This window comes from Streptomyces umbrinus, assembly GCF_030817415.1.
GTDB lineage: Bacteria > Actinomycetota > Actinomycetes > Streptomycetales > Streptomycetaceae > Streptomyces > Streptomyces umbrinus_A.
In genome coordinates this window covers 8,820,655-8,842,958 of sequence record NZ_JAUSZI010000002.1, presented here as the reverse complement: position 1 = coordinate 8,842,958, position 22,304 = coordinate 8,820,655, and the positions used below count along the sequence as shown (strand labels likewise).

At 70.4% G+C, this 22,304-nt stretch carries 25 protein-coding genes; 5 read left to right on the top strand and 20 right to left on the bottom strand.

The window, feature by feature from the left end; genetic code table 11:
• Positions 1 to 235 precede the first annotated feature (235 nt).
• Entirely contained in the window at positions 236 to 460 is a 225-nt protein-coding gene (locus QF035_RS39050; RefSeq protein ID WP_307525812.1) for a hypothetical protein, read from the top strand.
• 235 nt (positions 461 to 695) lie between these two features.
• Here the strand turns inward: QF035_RS39050 and QF035_RS39045 are convergent, their stop codons facing one another.
• Positions 696 to 2,123: a hypothetical protein gene (locus QF035_RS39045; RefSeq protein ID WP_307525811.1), complete on the bottom strand. Its 1,428-nt coding sequence runs from the start codon at positions 2,121 to 2,123 to the stop codon at positions 696 to 698.
• A gap of 451 nt (positions 2,124 to 2,574) precedes the next feature.
• Here QF035_RS39045 and QF035_RS39040 point away from each other — a divergent pair, with 451 nt between their 5' ends.
• A complete protein-coding gene (locus QF035_RS39040; protein ID WP_307525810.1) occupies positions 2,575 to 4,407 on the top strand; it encodes an endonuclease/exonuclease/phosphatase family protein in 1,833 nt (610 codons plus the stop codon).
• Positions 4,408 to 4,479: 72 nt separating this feature from the next.
• On the opposite strand, the gene QF035_RS39035 is transcribed toward QF035_RS39040, so the two are convergent.
• The 7 genes from QF035_RS39035 to QF035_RS39005 all read right to left on the bottom strand — a co-directional run bounded on the left by QF035_RS39035 (position 4,480) and on the right by QF035_RS39005 (position 8,763).
• Entirely contained in the window at positions 4,480 to 5,217 is a 738-nt protein-coding gene (locus QF035_RS39035) for an SRPBCC family protein (protein WP_307525808.1), read from the bottom strand.
• A gap of 29 nt (positions 5,218 to 5,246) precedes the next feature.
• Positions 5,247 to 5,927 (bottom strand): ArsR/SmtB family transcription factor, encoded by a 681-nt coding sequence (locus QF035_RS39030; protein ID WP_307525806.1) that lies wholly within the window; start codon positions 5,925 to 5,927, stop codon positions 5,247 to 5,249.
• Between the two features lie 110 nt (positions 5,928 to 6,037).
• Entirely contained in the window at positions 6,038 to 6,739 is a 702-nt protein-coding gene (locus QF035_RS39025; RefSeq protein ID WP_307531749.1) for an antibiotic biosynthesis monooxygenase, read from the bottom strand.
• 212 nt (positions 6,740 to 6,951) lie between these two features.
• Complete coding sequence (locus tag QF035_RS39020) at positions 6,952 to 7,494, bottom strand: DUF3618 domain-containing protein (RefSeq protein ID WP_307525804.1); 543 nt, start codon at positions 7,492 to 7,494, stop codon at positions 6,952 to 6,954.
• Entirely contained in the window at positions 7,491 to 7,904 is a 414-nt protein-coding gene (locus QF035_RS39015) for a phage holin family protein (protein WP_307525802.1), read from the bottom strand. Before QF035_RS39015 ends, QF035_RS39020 begins: the two co-directional genes overlap by 4 nt.
• Before the next feature lie 50 nt (positions 7,905 to 7,954).
• Positions 7,955 to 8,635: a hypothetical protein gene (locus QF035_RS39010; protein WP_306940627.1), complete on the bottom strand. Its 681-nt coding sequence runs from the start codon at positions 8,633 to 8,635 to the stop codon at positions 7,955 to 7,957.
• A complete protein-coding gene (locus QF035_RS39005; RefSeq protein WP_307525800.1) occupies positions 8,632 to 8,763 on the bottom strand; it encodes a hypothetical protein in 132 nt (43 codons plus the stop codon). The genes QF035_RS39010 and QF035_RS39005 overlap by 4 nt, the downstream gene beginning before the upstream one ends.
• Before the next feature lie 173 nt (positions 8,764 to 8,936).
• Between QF035_RS39005 and dapA the strand changes: the two genes are divergently transcribed.
• Positions 8,937 to 9,845 carry a 4-hydroxy-tetrahydrodipicolinate synthase gene (dapA, locus tag QF035_RS39000; RefSeq protein ID WP_307525798.1) on the top strand — a complete coding sequence of 303 codons (909 nt, stop codon included), beginning with the start codon at positions 8,937 to 8,939 and terminating at the stop codon, positions 9,843 to 9,845.
• Between the two features lie 11 nt (positions 9,846 to 9,856).
• Here dapA and QF035_RS38995 read toward each other — a convergent pair whose 3' ends face one another.
• The 8 genes from QF035_RS38995 to QF035_RS38960 all read right to left on the bottom strand — a co-directional run bounded on the left by QF035_RS38995 (position 9,857) and on the right by QF035_RS38960 (position 16,077).
• Positions 9,857 to 11,089, bottom strand: coding sequence for a WD40 repeat domain-containing protein (locus QF035_RS38995; RefSeq protein ID WP_307525796.1), 1,233 nt, complete (start codon positions 11,087 to 11,089; stop codon positions 9,857 to 9,859).
• Entirely contained in the window at positions 11,086 to 11,661 is a 576-nt protein-coding gene (locus tag QF035_RS38990; RefSeq protein WP_307525794.1) for a SigE family RNA polymerase sigma factor, read from the bottom strand. Before QF035_RS38990 ends, QF035_RS38995 begins: the two co-directional genes overlap by 4 nt.
• 388 nt (positions 11,662 to 12,049) lie before the next feature.
• Positions 12,050 to 13,039, bottom strand: a complete 990-nt coding sequence (dapD, locus tag QF035_RS38985) for a 2,3,4,5-tetrahydropyridine-2,6-dicarboxylate N-succinyltransferase (RefSeq protein WP_307525792.1) — start codon at positions 13,037 to 13,039, stop codon at positions 12,050 to 12,052.
• A gap of 119 nt (positions 13,040 to 13,158) precedes the next feature.
• Complete coding sequence (locus QF035_RS38980) at positions 13,159 to 14,058, bottom strand: CU044_5270 family protein (RefSeq protein WP_307531747.1); 900 nt, start codon at positions 14,056 to 14,058, stop codon at positions 13,159 to 13,161.
• A 10-nt stretch (positions 14,059 to 14,068) separates the two neighbouring features.
• Positions 14,069 to 14,662 carry an RNA polymerase sigma factor gene (locus QF035_RS38975; RefSeq protein ID WP_307525790.1) on the bottom strand — a complete coding sequence of 198 codons (594 nt, stop codon included), beginning with the start codon at positions 14,660 to 14,662 and terminating at the stop codon, positions 14,069 to 14,071.
• 88 nt (positions 14,663 to 14,750) lie between these two features.
• The gene (locus QF035_RS38970) at positions 14,751 to 15,287 is read right to left on the bottom strand and encodes a TetR/AcrR family transcriptional regulator (RefSeq protein WP_307525788.1); all 537 of its coding nucleotides are present in this window, start codon (positions 15,285 to 15,287) and stop codon (positions 14,751 to 14,753) included.
• Positions 15,288 to 15,339: 52 nt separating this feature from the next.
• Positions 15,340 to 15,660, bottom strand: coding sequence for a DMT family transporter (locus QF035_RS38965; protein WP_307525786.1), 321 nt, complete (start codon positions 15,658 to 15,660; stop codon positions 15,340 to 15,342).
• A 51-nt stretch (positions 15,661 to 15,711) separates the two neighbouring features.
• Positions 15,712 to 16,077, bottom strand: coding sequence for a VOC family protein (locus QF035_RS38960; protein WP_307525784.1), 366 nt, complete (start codon positions 16,075 to 16,077; stop codon positions 15,712 to 15,714).
• A gap of 161 nt (positions 16,078 to 16,238) precedes the next feature.
• Between QF035_RS38960 and QF035_RS38955 the strand changes: the two genes are divergently transcribed.
• Together QF035_RS38955 and QF035_RS38950 are read left to right on the top strand one after the other, a co-directional pair.
• Positions 16,239 to 17,990, top strand: a complete 1,752-nt coding sequence (locus tag QF035_RS38955; RefSeq protein WP_307525782.1) for a hypothetical protein — start codon at positions 16,239 to 16,241, stop codon at positions 17,988 to 17,990.
• Positions 17,991 to 18,507: 517 nt separating this feature from the next.
• The gene (locus QF035_RS38950) at positions 18,508 to 19,365 is read left to right on the top strand and encodes an AbfB domain-containing protein (protein ID WP_307525781.1); all 858 of its coding nucleotides are present in this window, start codon (positions 18,508 to 18,510) and stop codon (positions 19,363 to 19,365) included.
• A 105-nt stretch (positions 19,366 to 19,470) separates the two neighbouring features.
• On the opposite strand, the gene QF035_RS38945 is transcribed toward QF035_RS38950, so the two are convergent.
• The 4 genes from QF035_RS38945 to sufC are packed head-to-tail and all read right to left on the bottom strand — an operon-like array spanning position 19,471 to position 22,300.
• Positions 19,471 to 19,803, bottom strand: a complete 333-nt coding sequence (locus QF035_RS38945; protein WP_055610947.1) for a metal-sulfur cluster assembly factor — start codon at positions 19,801 to 19,803, stop codon at positions 19,471 to 19,473.
• Complete coding sequence (gene sufU / locus QF035_RS38940; RefSeq protein ID WP_055610946.1) at positions 19,800 to 20,267, bottom strand: Fe-S cluster assembly sulfur transfer protein SufU; 468 nt, start codon at positions 20,265 to 20,267, stop codon at positions 19,800 to 19,802. Before sufU ends, QF035_RS38945 begins: the two co-directional genes overlap by 4 nt.
• 15 nt (positions 20,268 to 20,282) lie before the next feature.
• Positions 20,283 to 21,539 carry a cysteine desulfurase gene (locus QF035_RS38935; protein ID WP_055610945.1) on the bottom strand — a complete coding sequence of 419 codons (1,257 nt, stop codon included), beginning with the start codon at positions 21,537 to 21,539 and terminating at the stop codon, positions 20,283 to 20,285.
• The gene (gene sufC, locus QF035_RS38930) at positions 21,536 to 22,300 is read right to left on the bottom strand and encodes a Fe-S cluster assembly ATPase SufC (protein WP_307525779.1); all 765 of its coding nucleotides are present in this window, start codon (positions 22,298 to 22,300) and stop codon (positions 21,536 to 21,538) included. The genes QF035_RS38935 and sufC overlap by 4 nt, the downstream gene beginning before the upstream one ends.
• Positions 22,301 to 22,304: the final 4 nt, after the last annotated feature.

The window sequence follows — 22,304 nt, the reverse complement described above, 5'->3', positions numbered from 1 at the left end:
GTGGAGGGTGGCGGACCCGACTGTCGGCCACACCGTCCCGCCCGTGACTGAACGCCGGTTGAACGCGGGCCGACTTCCCAGGGCTCGCTTGCGTGAATCCGGGCGGATCCGGCCTCTTCCGCCCGTCCGGAGCAATGCCGCCCCGTACGGCCCATCAGTCCTCGCATGCGAACTGTTGGTCGGAATAATCTCCATACCGAGGACCCGTACGACCACCCATGGGAGGCGAGCCGAAGTGGACGCGCGTCAGGCGAGCCACCGCCATGAGGAACGGCTGATGGCGCTGGCCAATGTGACCGGTGTCGGGAGTGGGCGCGACGAGGAGTCCGGCGAGGACGTCATCGTCGTCTTCGTCACCCGAAAGATCCCCCGCGACCGGCTCCGCCCCGAGGACGTGGTCCCCGACGAGCTGGACGGCATCCCGGTCCGGGTACTCGCCATGGGCGAGGAAGAGCCCTGACGACCAGGACTTCTTTCGCCCCCGCCGCCCCTACCCATTCCCGTCACTACTCGGGGGCCGGCCCCCGAACCCCCGCTCCTCAAACGCCGGAGAGGCTAGAGATTTCGCGGCCCGGGCCGACACTTTCAGCCCGTCCGGCGTTTGAGGACGAGCGCGTCAGCGCGATGCGGGGGTCTGGGGGCGGCAGCCCCCAGGGACGGGACGGGTAGGGGCGGCGGGGGCGAAGAAAACCCCCCTACCCCCCTTGCTGCGACCGAGCCTTGAACGCAGCCTTCCGCGCCTCCTTGGCCACCTTCTTGTCCGGGTGCAGCCGCCCCATCGCCTCCAGCACATCCGGCGTGGCAGGGTGATCCACCCGCCAGGCCGCCGCGAAGAACCCCCCGTGCTGCGCCGCAAGCCCCTCGACGAGCGCCTGCAGCTCCACGGAGTTCCCCTCCGCGGCAAGCTGCGCGGCAATCGTGTCGACGGTCAGCCAGAACACCATCCCCTCGGACGGCGGAGGCACGTCCGAGGCCCCCCGCTCGGTGAGCCAGACCCGCGCGAGCCCGCCCAGCTCGGCATCGTCGAGCACCTCACGGAGCGCGGGCGAAGCCTCCGTACCGACCAGCGAAAGGGCCTGCTGGCAGCGCAGCCGCCGCAGCGGCGCCCCCGCGTCGGAACCCTTCGCCGCCGCGAGCAACTCCCGCGCCGCCGCAAGGGGTTCACGCCGGTCGAGCCACTGCTCGGTCTCGGCCTGCGCGGCCGCCGGCGGAAACGCGGAGGTGCTGTCGAGCAGCACGTCCGCCCCCTTGTCCGCGAGGTCGCCCACCGCGGGCGCCGCGAACCCGGCTTCGAGGAGCCGAGCCCGGATCCCGTACACCCCGAGGGGGGTGAGCCGCACCATCCCGTACCGCGAGACGTCCGTGTCGTCGACCGGCGCCGCGGGCTCCTCGTCGGCGTCGGCCATGAGGGCCTCGTCGACGGGCTGGAAGTCGACGAGCCCGATCGGCTCAAGCAGCCGGAACTGGTCGTCGAGCCGCATCATCGCGTCCGAGACCTGCTCCAGGACGTCGTTGGTGGGCTCCCCCATGTCGTCGGGCACGATCATCGACGCGGCGAGCGCGGGCAGGGGCACCGGGCCGTCGCCGGGCCCGTCCTCGCTGGAGGTCAGCAGGTAGAGGTTGCCGAGGACCCCGTCGAGGAACTCCGCCTCGGCCTCCGGATCCCAGTCCAGCTCGGAGAAGTCGATCTCGCCGCCCTCGCCCATGGCCTCCACGAGGTCGTCGAGGTCGGGCACGCTGGCGTCGGCGAGCACGGTCTCAAGGGCGCCGAGCCACAGTCCCAGCACGTCCTGCGGTGCCCCGGAGAGGACGAGCCCCAGGTCGGCGCCCGCGGTGACCGTGCCCTCCTCCTCGTCCACGACCTCGACGAGCCCGGTGTCCACGGCGACCCGCCAGGCCTCGCTCGCGTAGGCGGCGGCGTCCCCGCCGTCGAGACCGAGCTCCGCGGCGGCGGCCGGCAGCTGCTCCTCGACGAGTTCGCCGCCGGCCCCGACCCGGGTGTCCGGACCGGCCCAGCGGGCGAGTCGCACGGCACGCGAGAGAAGCGGCGTGGCGAGGGCGTCCCGCGCGAGCTCCGCTTCGGAGTGCAGACGCACCGGCGGCAGGGGGGAACTGTCTGACATCGGCTGGTTCTCCTAGGACGAACGTTCGGGCGTACATCTCGGACGTACACGAGGCCCGCGGGCCGCCCGGGAAAACGCCTGCCGGCCGCCCCGGACACGCGACCTCAGCCTAGACGGATTTGGACCCATGCCGCCCGGTTCATGAACCTGTCAGAAGTGTTAACTCGGGAAACCTTGACAAGTGCCGTGGCCAGACACGAGATTGACGCGCGTAGAAACTCGCGAGTAGCAGTGCATCGCGGCTTCTACGCGCGTCACGGACCGCCCCACCGGTTACGGCTCCCCCACGCCTCACCCCGCTTCACCCCTGCCTTCGTTCCGCAGCTCCACCGCTCCACCCAGGTACGCGTTCCACAGCTCCACCCACATACGTGTTTGAACAGCTCCACCCACGTCCGTTCACCGCGCCACCCTCGTCCCGGCGCCCACGCACGTCCCCGGAGGGATCCCGTTGCCGAGCAAGTCTTCCGCACGCATAGCCGCGCTCACCGTCGCCGCCGTCTGTTCCACGGTCTCCGCGGTGGTCGTCACCTCGCCCGCCCACGCGGACGCCGTGGCCGTCCACGACATCCAGGGCTCCACCCGTACGTCCCCGCTCGCGGGCCAGCAGGTCACGGACGTGGCCGGCATCGTCACGGGCACGAGAACCTACGGTTCGTCCCGCGGTTTCTGGATCCAGGGTCCGTCCGCGGACGACGACCCGGCCACCAGTGAGGGCATCTTCGTCTTCACCAGCTCCACGCCGAAGGTCGCCGTCGGCGACTCGGTCACCGTCTCGGGCACGGTCACGGAGTTCGTCCCGGGCGGCGCCGCGTCCGGCAACCAGTCGGTCACGGAGATCACCCGGCCGACGGTGACGGTGGTGTCGAGCGGCAACGCGCTGCCCAAGGCCACCGTCATCAACAGCCGTTCCGTACCAGCCGCGTACACGTCCGAGGGCGACGCGGCGGCGAGCGGTTCGGTCAACGGCCTGACGCTGCGGCCGAAGAAGTACGCCCTCGACTTCTACGAGTCGCTGGAGGGCATGAACGTCGCGATCGGCTCGTCGCGCGTGGTCACCGCGACCGACCCGTTCTCCGAGCTCTGGGTGACGGTCAAGCCGCACGAGAACCCGAACCGCCGCGGCGGTACCGTCTATGGCGCGTACTCCTCGCAGAACACCGGCCGGCTGCAGATCCAGTCGCTGATCCCGACCGCCACCGAGCCGTTCCCGACTGCCAACGTCGGTGACACGCTCAAGGGCACCACCGAGGGCCCGCTCGACTACAACCAGTTCGGCGGCTACACGCTGACCGCCCGCACCCTGGGCACGGTCGAGGCCGGCGGCCTGGAGCGCGAGACGACGCGCAAGCAGTCGCGTTCCGAGCTGGCGGTGGCGACGTACAACGTCGAGAACCTCGACCCGACGGACGCCACCTTCGCCGCCCACGCGGCCGCGATCGTGAACCACCTCCAGTCGCCCGACATCCTGTCCCTGGAGGAGATCCAGGACAACAACGGCGCGAAGAACGACGGCACCGTCGCCGCCGACCAGACGATGCAGAAGCTGATCGACGCGATCGTCGCCGCGGGCGGCCCGGCGTACGAGTGGCGCTCCATCGACCCGGTGAACCTCGCGGACGGCGGCGAGCCGGGCGGCAACATCCGCCAGGCGTTCCTCTACAACCCGGAGCGCGTGTCGTTCGTGGACCGCGCGGGCGGCGACGCCACGACGGCCGTCGGCGTCACGAAGGTGCACGGCAAGGCGCAGCTCACGGTCTCGCCGGGCCGTATCGACCCGGCGAACGCCGCATGGACGAACAGCCGCAAGCCGCTCGCGGGCGAGTTCACCTTCCGCGGCAAGTCGGTCTTCGTGATCGCGAACCACTTCGCGTCGAAGGGCGGCGACCAGTCGCTGCACTCGCAGTTCCAGCCACCGGCGCGCAGCTCGGAGACGCAGCGCCACCTCCAGGCGACCGCGGTGAACGCCTTCGTCAAGGACATCCTCGCGAAGCAGAAGAACGCGGACGTCGTGACGCTCGGCGACATCAACGACTTCGAGTTCTCGCAGACGACGACGCTCCTGGAGGACGACGGCGCCCTGTGGTCGGCCGTCAAGTCCCTTCCGAAGAGCGAGCGTTACAGCTATGACTACCAGGGCAACAGCCAGGTCCTCGACCAGATCCTGATCAGCCCGTCGATCCGCAAGGACTGCGACTTCACGTACGACAGCGTGCACATCAACTCGGAGTTCTCCGACCAGATCAGCGACCACGACCCGCAGGTGCTGCGGTTCCGCCCGTAGTCGCCGCGGGAGCACGCCGGTGAGCCCGGCCCCACGTCAGGGGGCCGGGCTCACCGGCGTCTCTGTAGAACGTCAGGCCCCGAAGGCCCGGTTCAGCCAGCCCTGCCAGGCCGCCTCGTTCCCCTTGGCGTCGGCGCCCGGGGCGAAGTCGTGGACGCTCATGCCGACGGGCGCGCCCCAGTGGTTGCGTCCGAAGAAGCGGATGAGGGCGTCGTCGGTGCGCAGCCCGATGAAGTACGGGTTGCGGTAGTCGACGACGGCGTCCAGGACCTGGCCGTCGGGGCCCTGAGCCCGTACGCGCGCTCCCTCGGCGGTGTCGTCCGCGAGGCCGAGTGCCCGGCCGACGGCGGCGAAGGCGTCGGCCGCCTTGGACGCGTCGGGCCCGTCGAACGTGGCGAAGGCGGCCGGCCTGGCCGCGAACCTCGTCAGGTACTCGCGCAGGGTGTGGAGGTAGAAGTCGGTGTGCCTGCTCGCCCCGTCGTACTGGTTGTCCCAGTCGTCGACGAAGATCCCGCTGTGCACGTACCGCACCCAGGCGCGCCGTCCGCCGTCGCGCGGTTCGACGGTGTAGTCGAGCTGATTGAGGGTCTGCGCGGAGTTCTCGTCGACGCCCTCAAGCCGGTTGGTGTACTTGTGCGGCGGGTCCCAGGCGGTGACCGTGGATCCCCAGGGGCCCCGGCCGCCCTCACGCGGCTCGGGGGGCTCCATCGGCCACAGCCAGCCGCCGGTACCGCTGGTGACGGCGTCCCACACCTGGTCGGGTGTGGCGTCGACCTCGAACTCGCGGGCGATCTCGAATTCCTTGGACATGGTGTGCTCCTGTGTGTCGACCAGGCGTGTCAGTCGGTGAGTTCGGGCACCGCTGAGGGCGCCTCGGAAGCCTTGGGACCGTCGGACGTACCGGATGCATCGGCTGCGCCGGCCGCTCCGGACGTCTCGGGCTTGACCGTGGGGTGGACGGCCACGACGATCCGGTGGTCGCGGCCCCCCTCGGCGTCCGGAGAGTCGTACTTGCGGATCAGGGCGCCGACACCGGCCGTCAACTCCTGGATGAACGCGGCCCGGTCGGCGGCCGAGGCGAAACGCACCTCACCGTCCAGCGCGTACGTGGCGAGCCGCTTGCGGGCCTTCGTGGCGCCCGTGATGAGCGTGCCGACGTCCCGCACGAGCCGGGCGCCGAGCGCGAGCAGCCACCGAGCCGAGAGCTGGTCCCGGAACCCATCCGGGTCGGGCTGCACGGCGGCGAGGGCGAGCGGCGAGATGACGTACGACGCCGCCGTCGCCCTCATCAGTCGCTCGGTGACGTTCCCCTTGCGGCGCTCCCCCGCGAGCTCGACCAGGCCGTGCCGCTCCAGCGCCTTCAGGTGGTAGTTCACCTTCTGCCTGGGCAGTCCGACCTTGCCGGCCAGCATGGCGGCCGACGCGGGTCCGGCCGCCAGCTCGGCCAGGAGCCGGCCCCTTATGGGGTCCAGCGAGGCGGCGGCTGCCGCCGGGTCCTCGATCACGGTCACGTCCAACATGACTCCACCGTCTCACCGAAAACTTTTTTTGTCCAGACGGTTCTTCTTGTCGGATGGCGCCCAGGGGATTTCCGTGGCAGCCCGCCCCGTCGTCCACCGCGAGCCGGTGATCACTCGGGGACGAGCCCGAGGGCGTGGGTGTAGCGGTGGACCGTGGACTGCTTCAGCCCGGGGTATGTCTGCACGCGCTCCCACTCGGGCGTACGGGATCCGACACCGCCGCCCGGTGCGGCCAGCGCGTCGATGTGGGCCTGTGCGGTCTCCCACTCGGCGTAGTTGAGGACCTTCGTGCCGTCGGTGCTGAGGTGGAAGTGGGCGGAGATCCCGCCGGGACTGAGGTTCGGCTCGCTCTCCAGGGCTTCGAACACGGCGTCCACCCAGGCGCGTTGCCGGTCGGGGTCCGGTCCCTCGAACTCGATCTCGACGATCACGACGCACCCCGGCACCCGGGTCTCCCCCTCCTGAGCGCCGCTGCGGTAGCGCCGGTAGCGGCCGAGCCCCACGCGCTCGATCCCGGGCACGGCCACGTCCACCTCGTCCACGCGCTCCTGCCGGTGGACCTTCACGAACGCCTCGTAGTCCTGCTCGCTCCGCCACTGCGAGTGGTGCAGCAGGGTCGTGCCGTCCTCCCCCGTGTAGACGTGGTACCCGAGCAGCCCCTCGGCCGGCCACGCCCTGCGCTCCCAGGCGGCGGCGATCGCCTCGACCGTCTCCTTCTGCCGCTCGGGCGTCCCCACCCGCCAGGTGCTGAAGAAGGGCGCTCCCACCTCGGGGCGGGTCATCGCGGGGTGCGCATCGGTACGACGGGTCATCACGAACTCCAGTGATCGCTGATCGGTGTCCACGGCCCCACCCTCGGACCTCAACCGAACTTCAGGTCAAGCACCGGCGTCACGGACGGGGTCCACCCCCGCCGGGCTGCAACTGATGCACGACGAGCGGCGGTGCCGAATGGATCGGCCCCGCCGCTCGCCGTACGGCTCCGGTCACTGACCGGAGCCGGAGGTGTCTATCGGTGTGCGTATCAGTGGTGTCCGTTGTGGCGCCGGCGCAGCAGGCCCGCCGCGACCACCGCTCCGGCCCCGGCGATCAGTACGGGCCCGGGGTGCCGCTTTCCGGCCTGGACGGCGTTGGTCACGGCCGTGCGCACCGGCCGGGGCACGTTGTCCTGGACGGCGTGTCCGACCCGCGTGGCCTTGCTCTGCACCACGTGCCCGGCCTGGACGGCCTTGTCCTGCACCACGTGTCCGGCCTCAACGGCCTTGCCCTGTACGACGTGCCCGGCCTCGGTGGCCTTGTCCTGCACGACATGGCCGGCCTGTGCCGCCTTGTCCTGCACGACGTGGCCGGCCTCGGACGCCTTGCCCTTCAGCTCGGCGCCCCTGGCCCGCGCGCGGCCCTTCACGTCGGCCTTTGCCGCCAACTCCTCGACGGTGTCCCCGAGTTGCCCCCGGGTCTCCTGGATCTGCCGTCGCAGCTCGTCCGGGCCCTTCGCGCCGCCGGCGGCCTTGTCCGCCGCCTTGCCGGCAGCCTTGCCGCGCTCCACGGGATCGTTGCTGTCCTTCATCGATGCGCCCTTTCCTTGATCTCGTCGACGTCGGCCCGGACGCTGTCGAGCGCCTCCTCGGGCATCGGCGGGGCGGCGCGCCCGAGCTGGGCCCGGCCGGTCCTCGCCAGCACGCCCGCGACCAGGAAGAGCACGGCCGTGACGATGAGCGCCGCCGCCCATACGGGCAGCACGAGGGAGAGCGCGGCCGCACCGGTCGCGGCCAGGGCCATCAGCCCCACGTAGGCGACGGCTCCGGCCGCGCCCAGCAGCCCGCCGCCGCGCCCCACGCGCCGGCCCTTCTGCGCCAACTCCTCCTTCGCGAGCCGCACTTCCTGTCGTACGAGCTCGGAGAGCTGTTCGGTGGCCTGTCCGACGAGTTCACCGACCGAGTGCTGCTCGCCCGGCCGCCGGTCCGTGGTTCCGGTCACGGCGTCCCCTCCTTTCGTCCGGGACGCCCGAGTACCCTGCCGGGCCGCCGTCACCCCTGTCCGGCCCCGCGATCGCCGAGTCGAGCCAGCTGGCTCTGGAACCAGTCGAGCCTGGCCTGCAGCAGCGCCGCCTCGGCGACGAGCTCGGAGACCCCGAGCCCCTCGGGCAGACCGTCACCGGCGCCCGGTACGGCACCGCCACCGGCCCGTACCCGCAGCCCTTCCCCGCCCAGCCGGGCGAAGGTCGCGAGCGACACCGCCGTACGGCCGCGCACGCATCCGGCGCAGGAGGCCGCGAAGCCCCGCCAGCCGGGCCTCCCCCATCCCGCGTCGGCCAGCGCCACGGCGACCGCGCCGCACGCGCAGGGGCCGACCGTGGCGGTACGCACCCGCTGCCGCGCGTACCGGAAACCGAGCTCGAAGCGGATGTAGGCGCCGAGGACCGTCACTTCGAGGAGTACGGCGCTGCGGTGCTCGGCGGTGCACAGCATGGCCTCGGCCGCCGTGCGCTCGTGCACGCAGTGGAAGCCGCAGTCGCAGCGGCGGTGCGGTGCCCGGTGCCGCAGGCCGTAGACACAGTGCGCCTCGTCCAGCACTCCGTACGGCAGCGCGCCGCCCAGCGACACACCGGTGAACCCGGCCCGGGTGCCGTCCTGGGACAGCATCGGGTGGGCGATCTTGAATCCGGTCGGCGGCTCCGCCGGACGTTCCTCGGGGAGCCGCACCCTCATCGCGCGACCGGAACCTCTTCGACCGCGGACTCCAACTCCTCGATCTCCTCGGGGAGTCGGAGTTCTTCCTCTTCCAGGCGCGGCTGCTCCTCCGCGACTCCGGTGGCCAGTGCTTTGCCCAGCTTCATGACGCCTCCCGTGACAGACGACCTTCTACCGTCCCCGCCATGGTGACCGAAACGGGGGCGAGTTCCTAGAGCGCCCCTGCCACGCCGAACGCCGCAACCAATAAGAAATGCTTACCCATATCCCGTAGAAGAATTAAGTGGAGCTTCAGGATCGGTGTGCCGAGACTACCTCCATGACCTCACGACGCACCCCGCCCTTCGGCCGTGCCCTCTGCGCGATGATCACTCCCTTCACCGACGAGGGGCTGCTGGACCTGGACGGTGCGCAGCGGCTGGCCGACCGGCTGGTCTCCGAGGGCTGCGACGGGCTGGTGCTGTCCGGGACCACCGGGGAGTCGCCGACCACGACGGACGCCGAGAAGTCGGCGCTGGTGCGGGCGGTGGCGGACGCGGTCGGGGACCGTGCCGCGATCGTCGCGGGCATCGGGACCGCCGACACCCGCCACACCGCCGAACTCGCCCTGGAGGCCGAAAAGGCGGGCGCGGACGGCCTGTTGGTGGTCACGCCGTACTACAGCAGGCCCCCGCAGGACGCCGTCGAGGCACACTTCCGCACGATCGCGGACGCCTCCGGACTGCCGCTCGCGCTGTACGACATCCCGGGCCGCACGGGGACGCGCATCGAGCCGGAGACGATGCTGAGGCTGGCCGGGCATCCGCGGATCGTGGCGGTGAAGGACTGCGCGTACGACCTGCTCGGCACCCAGAAGGTGCTGGCCGCCACGGAGTTGGCGTACTACACGGGCTGCGACGAGTACGTGCTCGCGATGTACGCGATCGGCGGTGCCGGATACATCAGCACAGTGGCGAATGTGACCCCGCGTCACTTCCGTTCGATCCTGGACGCGTTCGACGACGGCGACCCGGACGAGGCGGTCCGGCTGCAGCAACTCACCATCCCGCTCACGGAGTTGATGATGGCCTCCGGCCTGCCCGGCTCGGTGACGGCGAAGGCTCTGCTGGGCGCCCTCGGCCTGCCCTCCGGCCCGGTCCGGGCACCGCTGCGGCCCGCCGGCCGGGATGCGGTCGACGGGCTGCTGACGGCGTACGAGCGGCTGGTGGCCGCCTCGGCCGGCGTGTGATCGGAACGTGCTCAGCGTTCGGCGAAGATCGGCGTCCAGCGCCCGGCCGCACCGTCGTTCCCCTTGCGGAAACCGCTCAGCGGGACCGTCTTGTCGCTGCCGATCGTGACGAGCACGAGCCGGTTGTGGAACTCGTTCGTGCCGGGTGCGATGTCGAAGGCGATGAGCCGCTTGTTGTCGACCCAGGCGAGCAGTTGCTGTCCGGGGATCTTGTGGAGCCGCTTGCCGGTGTAGGGGTCGTTGATCTCGGAGGCGGTGGTCTTGATGCCCCCCGCGAAGTCGCCGGCGGCGAGCTTGCCGTCCGGGGACAGCCTTGCGTCGACGTACCAGTGCAGGTACTTCTCGTTCGCGGGCGTGGCGACCTCCTTGCCCTCGAAGTCGTAGTACTGCACGTTGGGTTCCGTGGTGAGCCCCGAGTACACGAGCTTGGCGTCATTGCTGAAGGCAAAGTCCTGACGGGCGTTGAGGGACCCGGGCATGTCCTCGTCGACGTGCACCGTGACCTTGCTCCAGGACCCCTTGCCGGAGTCGACGTCGAGGACGTAGAAGCCGGTCCGGTACGACTCGCCCCACGGCGGCATCCAGTCGTTCTTCTTGCCGTCCCCGTCACTGTCGTTGGGCGCCAGCTTCTGCTGGTCGGGATTCTCGCTGTACGTCGTCGCGACGAGCTTGCTGCCGTCGGCCGAGAAACTGACGCCCGCGACGGCGCGGTCGACGGTGATCCAGCGCTCGACCTCACCGGTGAGCAGGTCGAGCAGCCCGATCCGCTTGGTGGGCAGCCCCTTCTCCAGGACGGCGGCGGTGCGCATGCCGGGAGCGACGTCGAGGATGGACCACTTGGTGGTCTTCACGTACTTGCCGGTCGCCTGGTCGAGGAGGTGGTAGGTGCGCCGGGTGACGCCCCGGTCCGCGGTCTCCTTGACGGTGCTGGTCGTGTAGTAGGCGGCCAGCGCGGTGTTGCCCGCCGCGATCAGATCGCGCGGCGGCGTCTGGTCCGGGTGGGCGATGATGTCGCTCTCGTTCATCTGGCTGGCGAGCCGGGGCTCGTCCTTGCCACCGTCCAGCATCGGTACCGCCACCCCGACGGCGACGGCGACCGCCGTGGCCACCGCGGCGCCGGCGATCGTACGGGTCCGGCGGCGTCGCCGGACGGCGAGGACGCGGCCCGCGAAGTCGGGCGGCGTGGTCATGGTGTCCGCGGCCTGCTCGTGCAGGGCGTCGCGCACCAGTTGATCCATGTTCACGGACGTACCTCCACCGGTGAGAAGTCGCGGGACGGGCTCTGTTCCGCGTCGGCGGGTCCGAGAGCGGCCAGTTCCGGCGCGAGAGCCCGCAGCCTGGCGAGCGAGCGGTGGGTGGTGGACCGCACGGTCCCCACCGAGCAGCCGAGGATCCGGGCCACGTCGGCCTCCGGCAGGTCCTCGAAGTAACGCAGTACCAGTACGGTCCGCTGCCGGGCGGTCAGCCGCGCCAGCGCTCCGCGCATCACGATCCGCAGGTCGGCCGCGGAGGAGGCGTCCACCGCAGCAGCCGCGGCCGTCCCGCCCGTCCCCTCGGGCGGTTCGGCGACGGTCAGTTCCCGCCGCCGCCACTTCAGCCGCCATCGGCTCACCTGCTGGCGGTACAGGATCTGCCGTACGTACGCCTCCGGCTCGTCGATCCGCTGCCACCGGCCGGCCGCCTTGATCAACGCGCTCTGCAACAGGTCCTCGGCCGCGTGCCTGTCCCCGCCGCTGAGCAGCACGGCGGTCTTCAGCAGCGCCGACGACCGGTTCTCCACGAACTCCCGGAACCGCTCGTGCCCTTGGGCATCCATCGTCACCTTCTCTTCCCCAGCGGGCTTTCCCCGCTCCCACCCGTATCGACGCTCCGGGCGGGCCCCCGCTATGCCTGGCGGCGCGAGAAATTCTTACGGTCCGGTGGTGATGTGCGGGTGGGTGGGGGCAGGAATTCTTGCGGGCCGTTGCGATGTGCGGGTGCGTGGGGGCTGGTCGCGCAGTTCCCCGCGCCCCTGAAAGGCGAAAGACGGGGCTGCGCCCCCGCCTTTCGCCTTTCAGGGGGCGGTAGCCCTTGCCTCTAAGGGGCGCGGGGAACTGCGCGACCAGCCCCCACCGGGCCCGCACCCGACATCCGAACCCCCGAACAACCTGGCGCCCTCCCACAACAAGTGGGAGGGCGCCAGGTTCACAGAACCACCGCGTGACTCAGTTGTGGCTGTGGAGGACCTCATTGAGGCCACCCCACACCGCGTTGTTCGGCCGCGCCTCCACCGTCCCGGTGACAGAGTTCCGCCGGAACAGAATGTTGGACGCACCGGACAGCTCACGCGCCTTGACGATCTGCCCGTCGGGCATGGTGACCCGCGTCCCGGCGGTGACGTACAGACCGGCCTCGACGACACACTCGTCACCGAGGGCGATCCCGACGCCCGCCTCCGCCCCGATCAGGCACCGCTCGCCGATCGTGATGCGGACGTTGCCGCCGCCGGACAGCGTACCCATGGTGGACGCGCCGCCGCCGATGTCCGAGCCGTCGCCGACCACGACGCCGGCGGAGACGCGGCCCTCGATCATGGACGTGCCGAGCGTGCCGGCGTTGAAGTTCACGAAGCCCTCGTGCATGACCGTGGTGCCCTCGGCGAGGTGCGCGCCCAGGCGGACCCGGTCGGCGTCGGCGATGCGGACGCCCTTCGGCGCCACGTAGTCCGTCATGCGCGGGAACTTGTCGATGGACGTCACGGCCAGGTGGAGGCCCTCGGCGCGGGCGTTCAGCCGGACCTTCTCCACGTCGTCCACGGCGACCGGGCCGAGCGAGGTCCAGGCGACGTTGGCGAGGTGGGCGAACAGGCCGTCGAGGCTCTGCCCGTGCGGTTTCACGAGGCGGTGCGAGAGCAGGTGCAGGCGCAGGTACGCGTCGTGCGCGTCGACCGGCTTCTCGTCGAGCGATGCGATGACCGTGCGGACCGCGACCACTTCGACGCCACGCCGGGCGTCCGGGCCGATCGCTTTCACGGCGCCCTCGCCGAGCAGCTCCACCGCGCGCTCGGCGGACAGCCGCTCGGAGCCGGAGGGGCCGGGTTCGGCGGCCAGTTCGGGGGCCGGGAACCAGGTGTCGAGGACAGTTCCGTCGGCGGCGAGCGTGGCAAGCCCGGCGGCGACGGCGCCGGTGGTGCGAGTAGCAGTCGTGTCGGTCATGAGGGAAACCTAACCGGCCGGGGCCCACGGGTGCCAACCAGTGCGCCCGGCGTCTCAGGTGCCGGGCGCACCGGGGCCTGTCCGGCGGGGTCGTGCCGGAGGGACCAGGGCGGTCCAGGTCAGGGCCGCTGGTCCTTCCTGTCGACCACTGCCACGGCCAGTCGCACCCCGCTGATGACGGCGTCCCCCTTCTTCCACTGGCCGCCGGCGCTCCGGGCCACCCACCGATGACCGCTGTAGAGGTAGGTGCCGGGGTCCAGGAGGAGTTCGTCCCGGTTCGCCGTCGGATCCTCGTTCCTGAGGTAGACCGCGACGGCGTCACGTCCCGCCGCGTCCTGGACCTGCGCGGCCCGTACGCCGGGAATCGTGGCCAGGGCCCGGTAGACCTTGGCGAGGTCCTCGGCGTCGTACGCGTACGCCCGGCCGAGGACCGCGGTGAGGGCCCGGTACTCGTGTTCGGTGCGGGTCTCGGTCTTGTCGGTGGCGTAGAAGAACGCGCGTGCCTTCGCCCGTACCTTCTTCGGGTCGTCGGGCAGGGCCTTGAGGAACGCGTACTCCTCCCTCGGCGAGTGGTCGTCGCCCGCCTTCCCGTCCTCCATGGACGGGTCGGCGTACTTCATCCAGGTCTCGCTCGTCCCCGGCCGCGAGTCGTCCGTGAGGTTCACCTCGCCGCTCTTGACGTAGATCCACTGGCCGTCACGGGCGGTGACCGAGGGACCGGCCGCGACCACGTCGGCGGCGTCGTTCAACAGGTCCTTCGCGCTGCCCAGTTCCAGGAAGTACGTCGACCGGGCCCCCGGCAGTGTCTCGTGCCCCTCGCCGCCCAGGACCTGGGTGCCGAGCACCGCCGCCAGTGTGATCGCGGCCGCGGCCGCCACCGCGGCGAGCCGCCAGTCGGTGCGCAGGCCCCGGCTCCGGCGGCCGCGCGCCGCCTCCGCAAGCAGCGCCTCACGCCCCGGGACGAGCCGTCCGCGCGGGGGCAGGGGTGTCTCGGCCCGCAGTTCGCGAACCGCCGTCATCTCGTCCACGTCAGACCACCTCCGGGGTGTCGGGCAGGAACGCGGGGTCCGCGCCCAGCGCCGTACGCACCTTGCGCCGGGCCCTGTTGAGCCGTGAGCGGACCGTCCCGACCGGGATGTCCAGTGCCTCGGCGACCTCCTGGTAGGTGAGGTCGGCCCAGGCGATGAGCAGCAGTACGTGCCGGTCCCCCGCCGGCAGTGCGGCGAGGGCTCCGGCGAGCGGTGCCTGTGCGGCGACCCGGCTGTCGGTCTCCTCGACCCAGGAGGCGGCGACGGGGTCGTGCCCGGTGCGGGCCAGCGCCTTGAGCGCCCGCACCTCGGCGCGGCGCTGTCTGCCGATGAGGTTGCCCGCGATGCCGTACAGCCAGGGGCGGGCGTTGGTGCGCGTCAGGTCGTAGCGGCCGCGGATGCGGAACGCAGTGAGGAATGTGTCCGCCGTGATGTCGTCGGCGGCGCCGTCCCCGAGGCGCCGTGTCACATACCGGTGGATGTCGGGCGCGTGCCGGTCGTAGAGCCGGGCGAACAGCTCCGGTTCCTCCAGCGACTGGGCGACGACCTCCGCGTCGTCGTGCACCCCGGGCTCAGGTGCCGGTGGTCCGGTCACAAGTCCTCCCCCTGCTTCGTCGTGCCGAGCCTTTCACTCCTGTTCCCCGCAGGGCCGCGAAAGGTTCACGCTCGGCAGACAGGAAGCTTCAGGGGATCACCCGCGCCAGCACCTCGCACGTGTACGCCTCGTCGTACTCCGCCCCCGTCACGAGCACCTGCAGACAGATCCCGTCCATCACCGCGACGAGGGCCCGCGCGGTGACCGGGTCCGTGCGGCAGCCGATCCGCTCGGCGAGGTCCTGGCACCACTCGGCGGCGACGGGCCGCAGCACGGGCCGGCGCAGGGCGGCGAGATAGAGCTCGTACTCCAGCTCCACGCTCGCGCGGTCGCCCCCCAGCCACTCGCCCAGGAGACCGGCCAGTTCACCGGCCAGATCGACCCCGGTGTCCTCCAGCGTGCCCCGCGAGGCGACGATCTTCGCGAAGCCCTCGTTCGTCTGGCGCAGCGCGGCGACCATGAGCTCGTCGAGGGTCTTGAAGTGGTACGTCGTCGAGCCGAGCGGCACATCGGCCTCGGCCGCGACCGATCGGTGACTGAGCCCGCCGATGCCCTTGGCGGCCACGACACGGATCGCCGCGTCGATGATCCGCTGCCTCCGCTCGGGGTCGTAGCGCCTGACCATCAGCGGGCTCCCGTCGGACGGCGCGAGCAGACTCGCGTCGGACAGCGCCGCATCAGTGCGCCCCGCCCAGGTTCAGCACCACGACCCCGCCGATGATCAGCACGATCCCGGCGAACTTGGCGGTGTTCATACCCTCGCCCAGGAACATCATCCCGATGCCCGCGACGGCCGCCGTGCCGATCCCCGCCCAGATCGCGTAGGCCGTGCCGACCGCGACGGTCTTCAGCGTCTGCGCGAGCAGCGCGAACGCGACGACGTAGCCGATCGCGGTCACCAGCGAGGGCCACAGCTTGCTGAAGCCCTCGCTGTACTTCATGGCGGTGGTGGCGGCGACCTCTGCGGCGATGGCCCCGGCTAGCAGCGCGTATCCCATGTGTACGAGTGTACACATCGATGCGTACGCCTGTACACAAGCCTGCGAACCTCAGTCGAGAAGCGTCTTCTTCGGCCGCAGCACACAGAATTCGTTGCCCTCGGGATCGGCGAGGACGACCCAGGTGACGTCCTCGCCCTGACCGACGTCCACGCGCCGGGCCCCGAGCGCGAGGAGCCGGTCGACCTCGGCGTCCCGGTCGTCGGGCGTGAGGTCGATGTGCAGCCGGTTCTTGGTCTTCTTGCGCTCGCCGACCGGTACGAAGCAGATGCCGGGCAGGGCGCCGGGGTCGGCCCCGATGACGATCTCGCCCTCGGCCTCGAACAGCACCCGCCAGTCGAGGACCTGACACCAGAAGCGGGCCAGTGACGGCAGATCGTGGGCGTCGACGACGACTTGATACCAGGAGACAGCCATACGCCGCAGTCTCCCTCCGAGCCCCGGAGGTCGCCACCGGGCCACTGTGCGAATGTGCGCGGCGGACCCTGTTCGTTTGCTCATTTTCCTTATGGCACACGGGAGTTACCGATGGTTACTGTTCGGCACCCCGCACCCGCCGTCGTCCCGATGGAGAGACCATGAGCACAGGAGTCCCCCGCCCCCGCGGCCGGTGGCTGCGCGCCCTGACCGCCGGAGCGCTCGGCGCGGCCGCGCTCACCGTGACGTCCTCGGCGGACGGAGCACCGGCCGGCGCCGAGGCCGCCCGCACCGAGACCCCGGTGGCCTCGGCCTCGCCGGTCGCCGGCATCACCGAGACGGTGGTCTCCGTACGGATCCCGCTGCCCGCCTCGGTCGGCAGCCATCCGGCGCGCTGCGACCGGCTGTCGTACCTGCGCTACCGCTCCTCCGAGGGACCGTCGAAGTCCGCCGACGCCGACCGGATCCTGGTCGCCCAGCCCGGCATCCTGGAGGGCGCGGGCGCCTTCGACAGCGTGGCCCGCAACACGGTGAGGGCGGCCGCCGAGAAGGGCGAGCACATCGAGTTCTGGGCCCTGGACCGGCGCTCCAACTGCCTTGAGGACAACGCCGGGATCTCGACGGGCAGCACCGCCAAGGCTGTTGGCTACTACTACGAGGGCGAGAAGGTCGAAGGGCGCTCCTTCGAGGGGTTCCTGACGAGCGATCAGACGGGGTGGCTCGCCGAGGTCGGTCTGGAGCGCACGGTCCGTGACCAGTACGACCTGCTGTCCGCCGAACTGCCCGACCAGAAGCTCCGCAAGGAGAAGGTGATGTGCGGCGGGCACTCGCTCGGCGGCGTCCTCACCGGCGTCTTCGCCACCTGGGACTTCGACGGCAACCCCGCGACGACGGCGGACGCGGGCTTCAACCAGTGCGCGGGCTACTTCGCCCTGGACACGACGATCGCCACCAACCTCGACGACCTGAACGGCAGTTCGGGCACTCTCAACGGCGGCCTGCTGCCCAAGGGCACGGTCCCGGAGACGGGCCTCGGCTACACCGTCGTACAGGCCGGTCTGCGCAGCGGTGTCCTGCCCCGCTTCCTCGCGCTCCCCGCGGTGATCAACCCCGAGATCATGAACGTTCTCGCGATCAGCGGCCTCGCCGCGCGCACCGCCCCCGACGCCAGGTCCACACTCCAGGACGACCTCCCGTCGAACGTCAACATCGAGACGACGTCCCGCACGATGTTCTCCAAGGACGCGGCCGTCTTCCTGTCGGGCAAACCCACGATCCGCGACTTCCGGCTCACCAACTCGGCGGTCCTCGGCGCCTTCATGGACGACAACTCGGCCCCGCTGTCCTTCATCCAGACCAGCGTGGGCCTCTTCGACGGCGGCCGCCTCGTGGACAAGAACTTCCCGGTCTCGAACGACGTCCAGGGCTCACCGGCCCTGTTCGGTACGGAGCTGAAGGCGATCCCGGACCAGCCGGCCGGCCCGCTCTACACCTGGCGGAACTTCGACCGGATCGGCGCGCCTGACGACCCGGTCCACCGCTCGGCCGACGGCACGCCGTTCACGACGGCCGCCAAGGAGGTCTCGGACATCGGGGAGCTGGCCCGCAGCCTCTCCGAGCAGCCGCTGGACTTCACCGAGGACTACTTCCCGACGAAGCTGGTCACCGACCTCTCCCTGGTCGACGACGCGCGGATCGCCCGGAACATGGCGCACCCCGGCGGTCTGACCGCGAACCCCACGATCACCTTCGTCGCGGGCGACGGGATCCTCGCGGACCACATCCCCGCGGACAAGAACCCCGTGGTCCTGCCCGGCTACCAGCACCTGGACGTGCTCACGGCGGCCCCGGTCCAGAACGGCGGAACCCGCGAACGGATCGCCACCCTCCTGTCGGCCTTCGCGACGCGCTAGCACCGCCCTTCGCGGCAGACGTCGGGCACCGCCCCTCGCGGCAGACGTCGGGGCACCGGTCCTCACGGCACACGTCGGGCACCGGTGCTCACGACACGATTGGGCATCGGTCCAGGTGACGTCTCGGGCGCCTTCTTTCATAGCTGTTGGGCCCTGAGAGGAACTTCCGCCTCCGCCGAGAGAGCCGACGACTCGGCGCCCGAACTCCCCGTCCCGGGCGCCGGGATCGCCCCCCTCCGGGCCTCTGATCTCGAATCCTTAAGTCTTGAACTATCTTTCCCCGGCCCCCGGACCCGACGATCACCGCCAACTCTCCGCCGAACCCCCGGCGTTCCTGGCAGAAACCGCTCTCAGAAACGCTACGCCGGGGCCACAAGTTCTACTAATGTTCCCCTCGTCGCGCACGCGGATCCCCCGGCCACAGCCGTCACGCGTGTCCGCGGTCCACGCCTCCTCTTGTGCCACGACCCACCTGACCGATCCGCGTCCGCCTTGGGCGACGCTGGGGGAACCTCGCATGTCTGAAAGAAATCCCGGGTCCGCTCCCGACCCGTCCGCCCGCCCCGCGAAGGTGTGGGAGACCGGCGAAACCCTGGACGAGTCACGCGTACCCGGAACCCGCAGGCTCTGGCTTGCGGGAGCACTCCTCGTGGCGGTTCTCGCCTCCACCGTCACAGCCGTCGTCGTGCTCGACGACGACCTGGACACCTCGGCGAAGGGGAAGACCAAGAACACCACCTCCTCGGCGGACGAGCCGCTCATACCCAGCCCGCCCCCCGCCACGGCGCCCAGCGGGAAGAGCGGCCTCGCCGCCCCCGATTCCTCCAAGGCCGTCGCGGACGGTTCCGCCTCGCCCGAGGCCCAGCAGCAGGGCGGCACGAACCCGGACTCGGACCCGCGGCCGTCCAAGTCCGCCTCCGCCAAGCCCCCCGCGTCCAAGCCCGCCTCCTCGGGGAAGTCCGTCCAGGCGGTCAACTACCCCGACCGCTACTGGCACCTCGACCGCGACTCGGTGCGACTCGACCGGGTGAGCTCCCAGAGCTCGTCGCGGACCAGGGACGAGGCCACCTTCAAGGTCGTCCCCGGGATCGCCGACTCCAGCTGTGTGTCCTTCTCCCTGGGCAACAACCGCTATCTGCGCCACTACCAGTTCCGGCTCCGCGCCGACCGCCACAACGGCTCCGAACTCTTCAAGCAGGACGCCACGTTCTGCCCCCGCCCGACGGGCTTCAACGACGCGGTCATGCTGGAGTCGTACAACTACCGCGGCCGCTTCCTGCGCCACCGCGACTTCCAGGTCCGCCTCGAACCGTTCGACAACAACCACCTCTACCGGGCGGACTCTGCGTTCAGGCTCGTGAAGGGCCTCGGCTGAGCGACTCCCCGGCAGCCGGGGCCGGCCGGCCCCGGCTCTGCCCCGGACGACAGACGAACGCGGCCCCCGGCATCATGCCGGGGGCCGCACACGTACAACTCGGAATCAGACGTTGAAGCCCAGCGCGCGAAGCTGGTCGCGGCCGTCGTCCGTGATCTTGTCGGGGCCCCACGGCGGCATCCACACCCAGTTGATGCGGAGCTCGTTCACGAGGCCGTCCGTGGCGGACTTGGCCTGGTCCTCGATGACGTCGGTGAGCGGACAGGCCGCCGACGTCAGGGTCATGTCGATCGTCGCGATGTTCGCGTCGTCGATGTGAATGCCGTAGATCAGCCCGAGGTTGACGACGTCGATGCCCAGTTCGGGGTCGACGACGTCGTACAGGGCCTCGCGGACTTCTTCCTCGGAGGCCGGTTTCATCTCGATGGTCTCGCTCATGCGGTCTTCCTTTCGGCGTCGGCCTCGCCCAGGGCCTGGGCCGTCGCGTCCTTCCAGGCCATCCAGCTCAGCAACGCGCACTTCACGCGGGCCGGGTACTTGGAGACCCCGGCGAACGCGACCGCGTCCTCGAGGATCTCCTCCATCGCGTCGTCCGGCTCGATACGGCCCTTGGACTGCATCAGCTCCAGGAAGGTCTCCTGGATCTTCTGAGCCGCGGCCAGGTCCTTGCCGACGAGCAGCTCGTTCAGCACGGAGGCCGAGGCCTGGCTGATGGAGCAGCCCTGGCCCTCGTACGAGACGTCGCTGATCTTCGTGCCGTCGTACTTCACGCGCAGCGTGATCTCGTCGCCGCACGTCGGGTTGACGTGGTGCACCTCGGCGTCGCCATCTCGAAGACCGCGCCCGTGCGGGTGCTTGTAGTGGTCCAGGATGACTTCCTGGTACATCGAATCAAGCCTCACGACTCAGCCAGCTCCTCAGCCGAAGAAGTTCCGTACGTGCTCCAGGCCGTCGACCAGAGCGTCGATCTCGGTCGGCGTGGAGTACAGATAGAACGACGCTCGTGTGGTCGCAGGAATTCCGTACCGCAGGCAGACGGGCCGTGCGCAGTGGTGACCCACGCGCACCGCGATGCCCTGCTCGTCGAGAACCTGGCCCACGTCGTGCGGGTGAATGTCACCCAGCGTGAACGAGATCGCCGCGCCGCGGTCCTCGGCCGTCGTCGGGCCGATGATCCGCAGGTCCGGCACCTCGCCGAGCCTCTTCACCGCGTACTCGGTGAGCGCGTGCTCATGGGCGAGGATCTTGTCCATGCCGATGGCGCTCAGGTAGTCGATCGCCGCGCCCAGCCCGACCGCCTGCGCGATCGGCGGGGTGCCCGCCTCGAACTTGTGCGGGGCGGGAGCGTACGTCGACGAGTGCATCGACACCGTCTCGATCATCTCACCGCCGCCGAGGAACGGAGGCAGGTCCTCCAGAAGCTCCTGACGGCCCCAGAGGACGCCGATGCCGGTCGGGCCGCACATCTTGTGGCCGGTGAAGGCCACGAAGTCGGCCTGCAGGGCCTGTACGTCCATCGGCATGTGCGGGGCGGCCTGCGAGGCGTCGATGCAGACCAGCGCGCCGACCTCCTGCGCACGGCGCACTATCGCCTCGACCGGGTTGACCGTGCCCAGGATGTTCGACACCAGCACGAAGGAGACGATCTTCGTCTTCTCGGTGATGATCTCGTCGATGTTGGACAGGTCGAGCCGGCCGTCGTCGGTCAGGCCGAACCACTTCAGCTTCGCGCCCGTGCGCTGCGCCAGCAGCTGCCACGGCACGATGTTGGAGTGGTGCTCCATCTCCGTGATGACGATCTCGGTCTCGTGGTCCACGCGGTAGGGCTCGTCGGCCCAGCCGAGCATGTTGGCCACGAGGTTGAGCGACTCGGAGGCGTTCTTCGTGAAGATCACCTCGTCGCGGCTCGGCGCGTTGATGAACGCGGCGACCTTGTCGCGCGAGCCCTCGTACAGCGCCGTGGCCTCCTCCGCGAGCACATGCACACCGCGGTGGACGTTGGCGTTGTAGCGCTCGTAGTACTCGTTCAGGGCGTCCAGTACCTGGCGCGGCTTCTGCGAGGTCGCCGCGTTGTCCAGGTACACGAGCTTCTGACCGTCGTGGACCGTGCGGTCCAGGATGGGGAAGTCCTTGCGGATCGCCTCGGTGTCGAGGAGGCCCGGCAGCTGCGTCACGCTGATACGCCACCCTTCACGTACTTGTCGTAGCCCTCGGCCTCGAGCTGGTCGGCGAGCTCCGCGCCGCCGGACTCGGCGATGCGGCCGTTCGCGAACACGTGCACGAAGTCGGGCTTGATGTAGCGCAGGATGCGCGTGTAGTGCGTGATCAGCAGGGTGCCGACCTCGCCGGACTCGCGGACCCGGTTCACGCCCTCGGAGACGACACGCAGGGCGTCGACGTCCAGGCCGGAGTCGGTCTCGTCGAGGATCGCGATCCTCGGCTTGAGGAGCTCCAGCTGAAGGATCTCGTGGCGCTTCTTCTCGCCGCCGGAGAAGCCCTCGTTCACGTTGCGCTCGGCGAAGGCCGGGTCCATGTTGAGGCGCTCCATGGCCCCCTTGACCTCCTTCACCCAGGTGCGCAGCTTGGGGGCCTCGCCGCGGATCGCGGTGGCGGAGGTACGGAGGAAGTTGGAGACCGAGACGCCGGGGACCTCGACCGGGTACTGCATCGCGAGGAACAGGCCGGCGCGGGCGCGCTCGTCGACGGACATCTCCAGGACGTCCTCGCCGTCGAGGGTGACGGTGCCGCTGGTGATCGTGTACTTGGGGTGACCCGCGAGCGAGTAGGCGAGCGTCGACTTGCCGGAGCCGTTCGGGCCCATGATGGCGTGCGTCTCGCCCTGCTTCACGGTGAGGTCGACGCCCTTGAGGATCTCCTTCGTGGCGTTGTCGGCCTCGACGGTGACGTGCAGGTCGTGGATTTCAAGCGTTGCCATGGGT